Here is a 5,131-nt window from a genome sequence, read left to right on the forward strand (position 1 = left end):
TTTGCGTCCATGGATGATGCCGAGACCGTCGTGCTTATTCGGAGAAAGCCCGGATACACGCCGTTCCCGGTCTGCACGGACTGCAGCTCCTTCAGTAATGTCCGCTGCAAAATGGCCTGCGAGTAGAGCGGCATGGAGCTGAACAGGGCCACGCATACGGTAAGGCCGATCCACAAATTCAGCTGCAGCCACTTGTTGTTGGCCATCTTGCGCAGGATCATCGTCCACAAAGCCAATACATACACCCCATCCCTCATGCCCGGTCGGCCCGGGCTATAGCTCTTCGGTTAATTGTTCAGAATGACCTTCTGGCCTTCCTCAAGTCCTTTGACAATCTCGACTTCCGTCGGCGTCGTCAATCCGATCTCGATGTCAACCTCCTTGCGGCGTTCTCCTTCGGCGATTTGAACATAGGAACGCCCCATATAGGAGCGGATTGCCGAGCGGGGTACAATGATGGCGTTATCCCGCTTCTGAAGCTCGATCGTCAGCTCGGCGCTGTCGCCGACCTTGACGTCTCCCGGAGCGTTGTCCATGCTCATGAAGATCGTTACCCCGTTCTTCTCGGCCTTCGAACTGTCGGCGGCTCCCGGCAAATCCGAAGGGGCTTGAAGAACCTTTCCCTTATAGTCCTTGCCTTTATACTTGAGGCTGACGGGCATGCCGGCTTTGACCGGGTTCAGATCCTTGCTGTCCGCTGCAACATAAGTCAGCTGCACTTTGGACGGGTCGGAGACAGTGACGATCGCTTGATAAGCGTTCACGTTGTCTCCCGCATTCAGCTTCTCGACGAACGTCACCGTTCCCGAAACGGGAGCGTACAAGCGCGATTGGCCAAGCTTGGCCTTCATCTCCTGCAGCGACATCCGCTCGCGCTCCAGGTCGATTTCCTTGAGCCGCAGGTCGACGGCGCCTGCGCCGGCATCGCGTGCCTGTTTGTACAGCAGCTGCGCGCGCTCTACATTCAGCTGCTGCAGACGCACCTGAAAATCGAGGTCGCCCGTCTCCAGCTCGGCCAGCAAATCGCCCGCCTTCACCTCCTGGCCCACTGTCACCGGAATCGATTTGAGCCTTCCGCCCATATCCTTGAAGGACAGCGCTTCGGATTGGGCCGACACAAAAATAAGCCGTCCCCTTCAGAAAGGTCTGAATCTTCCCGCGGCTGGCCTGCACGAGGTTAAACTGTTCTTTGGCCGGCTCGACCAAGGGCGGCTGCAGCGTTTCCGGTTCGACCGGAAGGAGCGAACAGCCCGAGAGCAGTATCAGCGCCGTTAAAAGCGCGGCTATTCGCCGCAGTCGCCGGTCTATTTTAGATAAGGGGAGATTCGTTCGTTGTCTGCGATACAATATTTCCATCCTCCAATGCGATAACGTGATCGACAAGCTCCATCATTCCGGGGTCATGCGTCGTGAGAACGACCGTCATCCCCGATTCTTTTACCAGCTCGCGAAAAATGCGGACGACCTGCAGCCCCATCCGGCTGTCCAGTTCGGCGGTCGGCTCATCCGCAATCAACAGCTCAGGCTGGTGCACGATGGCGCGGGCAATGGCTACGCGCTGCTGCTCGCCGCCCGACAGTTCGGACGGCCGATGCTTCATCCGCTCCCGCATGCCGACGCGGTCAAGCGCATGCTCCACCACCTCCCGGTTACCCTTCAGTCCCGCGATACGCAGCCCGAATTCAACATTCTCGTAAGCCGACATCAGCGGAATCAAGCCATACGACTGGAACACGAGGCCGATCTCCTTGCGCCGGATCTGGCTGCGTTCGGAGCCGGATAAACCGGTGATTTCCCTCCCTTTGAAATACACCTGCCCCTCCGTCGGATCGTCTAATGCGCTGAGAATGTTCAATAGCGTGGTCTTTCCGGAACCCGAGCGCCCTCTCAGAGCCACGATCGTTCCAGGCGGAATGTTCAGATGGATATTTTCCAAAGCGGTAACGGCGGTATTCCCCCTGCCAAAAATCCGTGTGATCCCGCTTGCCTGCAGAATCGGTCCGCCGCCCGTATCCTTCGTCTCCGTTTCCTTACCGGTCATTGCACTCCGCCCCTTTGTTCTGACCCGATTCGCCTTCACCAACCTCATTGTAGCGCTTCCATTCAGGGGGAAGTACCCGCCAGTTCCCGTTCGTTTACCTGAGAAAATGTAGATATGTGCAGGCTGCAAGTTGTGCGGCTGCGTATATGCAATAAGAAAAACGTCTATCGACGTACTCTCAAAGGAGACAGACCGCGTTTAGATGTTGTTTTTCTTGCGATATCAGGAAGGTCTCGCTTCGAATTTTATACTTTCTGATATCTTAAAAAATGCCGCCCGATGAAACGGACGGCATTTCTTACAACGACTTTATCTCTCACATATTCACTACCGGCACATTATCGAAATTGCCAATAGTCGATCTGGAACAGCTCAATATCCGGCTTCCCTTTGAAGATCAGGAACAAATCATGCACGCCCTCCGCACCGCTGACAGGCGTCGCCATTTCGCTCCACAGTCCGCCGGTCGAAGACACTTGAAGCGTACCGATCGATTTGCCTTCAGGACTGTCCAGGCGGAGCTCGATGACTCCCCCATCATTCGTGCACGATACAGACGCTGAAAACGCTGAGGCCCCGGCGCCGAAATCAACGCCGGACACGGCGGTCCAGTCCCCATGATGAATGTCCGTTAAAACCATGAGGTCTTCGCCCTGTTCCAGTCCATCCGTCTGAAGCTTACGCACATTCACGCCTGCGCACCAAGCGATCGTCTCCGCTCCAACGCGGTCATATGGATTCAGCTGCTTGATCTGCTTAACGCCGGTCATGTCCGCTTCAATGGATTGAATCGTACCATCTTCGTCCAAGATCACCCGGTTAAGGTGGGTCGACCGATACCCCTTCACCACGCCCATGGCCTTCGACAAGGTCTGGGCGTGATAAGCGATATACCAATCACCATGAAACTGGAACATGGCATGGTGGTTGTTGCCGCTGACACCGAAAAAATGGCCGGGATTTTTAAGGATCGATCCCTGGTACGTCCATGGTCCCATTGGGCCGGTGCTGGTCATATAGGCAATCTCCCCCGCCGGAGGACTTCCCTCCGGCCGAACGCCATTGTAGAAGTTGGAGCAATACGAATAGTAATATTGGCCGCCTTCCTTATGAATGCCGGCATCCTCGAACATAAACGGAGCCGGGATCGGCTCGGCTTCGCCGATCACGCTGATCATATCGTCACCCAGCCGCATCATCCGAGCGGTCCCGGGATTCTCATCTTGGCCTTCCGGAACGCCACCGCCAAAGTAAATATAGCCTTTGCCGTCATCGTCCACCAGCACGGCCGGATCGAAGAGCCATACGACGCCTTGAACGCCAGGCGTGTCCCTTACGATAAGCGGCCTGCCGATCGGATCGATCCATGGGCCGGTCGGACTGTCGCTCGTCAGCACACCGATGCCGCTGGCGTTGTTGGCAAAGTACAGGAAGAAGCGGTCTTTGCCGTCTATTCTTTTGTGAGCCGCCGCAGGGGCCCAGGATTGCGTCGCCCATTTGGCTGCTCCATCCGGACCTGCCACTTGAATGGCGCCATGGTCCGTCCAGTTCGCCAGATCATCCGATGAAATTACCGATATGCGGTTGATGGTGCTATAGCTGTTGTCCTTGACCGCTCCTTGCTCGTCATACTCTAATACATCGTCTGTATTGTAGAGGTATACGCGCCCGTCGAACACCAGTACATAGGGGTCTGCTCCAAATTTATGGGCGACAAGCGGATTTCCGTTTCGCGGCAGCTTGCCGATCGGTGCATGAACGAGTTCATTCATTTTTGTGTCAACTCCCGTATTCAGCATTTTTTTGTATTAACCAAACTCTCTTAAAAAGAGTAAGGCTTGCGTTCAGCGGGAACAACCTGTCTGATCCGTCCGGATCACCCGCCAAACTCTAGTTTCCAGAGGTTCAATTCAAAGAAAGTGTATCCCGGTATTCCTGCGGCGTGAGCCCCGCTGCTTTTTTGAAAAAACGGGTGAACGAATGGGCCGCCTCATAACCGACGGATAACCCCACCTCACGCACTTTCAAATCGTTGTCCCGCAGCATTTCCTTGGCTTTCTTCACCCGGCATTTGTCGATAAAATCGGATAAGTTGATTCCTTTCTCCTGCTTGAAGAACCGCGACAAATACGAAGGATTGAAATAATGGATTTCCGCTAGGCGCACCAGGGACAAATCCTCACTCAAGTGCTCTTCGATGTACTGGCAGATCCGGTCGACAATCAGCGAGGCCCTGTCCCTCTCCTGCGTTTGTTTGCTTAGGAAAATGGATTCCGCGACGCGTTTCAAATAGCCGAAGGCCTCCTCCATTGAGGGATGATCGTTCAGCCGCATCAATTTTCCGGTATCGCCGATATGCCCGTGCATTCCCATACGGCCTATGCAGGAATGCAGCATCAGCGCGATCGTATAATACGTCTCGATCGTTAACTGAACCTTACAGCTCATCTTCAGTGCACTGGCCGTTACCTCCTCAAGCGCTTGGATAAATTCATCGTGTCTCCCCGACTCCAGATAAGCCCTCAGCACCTCCGCTGTCTGACTGTCCGCAAAGCTCGCTTTGCAGTCCAATCCATCGAGCGGCTCGAAGCCGTCGCGTACAATGATGGCTCCCCCGCTGCCGCTCCTTAACTGCTGCAGCTCCCGCAGCCTTTCGTATTGGCGCGTCAAGCTTTCCCACCTGCATGCTTCGCTGCTCAGCGCCAATCCGATGCTCAATCCAAGAGAACCGATGCAGGATTCCTGAACCAGCTCCAAGGTCCCTTCCACGAAACGGATGAAATGGTTGTCGGTCCCGCCCTCGGCCGGTTCAGACGGTTGCAGAAACCAAAAGGCGTCGCCATGCTTGTCGGTGATCCCCATACTCCGGGCCCGGCCCGAAAAATAGGTATCCCATATCCTTCTGACGGACGACAGGATTTCGCATCTTTCCGTATACGTCCTGCCCTCCGGATACGAGATGCGGCCAAGGACCAGCACGACGGGCTGGGCGGGATCGAGGCCGATGTCCAGCTTGCTGAATTCGCGAGCCAATATGTCTGTATCCTCGCTCAATACACGGCTGTTCTGAAGAAGATGCCTCATATAGTC

General features: G+C 55.2%; 5 protein-coding genes. All 5 read right to left on the reverse strand.

Going from position 1 to position 5,131, the window contains the following annotated elements; genetic code table 11:
• Positions 1–245: hypothetical protein (locus tag CPT76_RS19285; protein ID WP_258168598.1), on the reverse strand; the 245-nt coding region annotated here is incomplete at its 3' end.
• A gap of 42 nt (positions 246–287) precedes the next feature.
• The gene (locus tag CPT76_RS19290) at positions 288–1,118 is read right to left on the reverse strand and encodes an efflux RND transporter periplasmic adaptor subunit (protein ID WP_258168599.1); all 831 of its coding nucleotides are present in this window, start codon (positions 1,116–1,118) and stop codon (positions 288–290) included.
• A gap of 191 nt (positions 1,119–1,309) precedes the next feature.
• A complete protein-coding gene (locus tag CPT76_RS19295) occupies positions 1,310–2,041 on the reverse strand; it encodes an ABC transporter ATP-binding protein (RefSeq protein WP_076169195.1) in 732 nt (243 codons plus the stop codon).
• A gap of 338 nt (positions 2,042–2,379) precedes the next feature.
• Positions 2,380–3,813, reverse strand: a complete 1,434-nt coding sequence (locus CPT76_RS19300; protein WP_258168600.1) for a glycoside hydrolase family 43 protein — start codon at positions 3,811–3,813, stop codon at positions 2,380–2,382.
• A 133-nt stretch (positions 3,814–3,946) separates the two neighbouring features.
• Positions 3,947–5,131 (reverse strand): helix-turn-helix domain-containing protein (locus tag CPT76_RS19305; protein ID WP_105443976.1); only part of this gene is annotated, 1,185 nt, incomplete at its 5' end.

The sequence above is a fragment of the Paenibacillus sp. AR247 genome (assembly GCF_002968895.1).
Lineage (GTDB): Bacteria > Bacillota > Bacilli > Paenibacillales > Paenibacillaceae > Paenibacillus_AQ > Paenibacillus_AQ favisporus.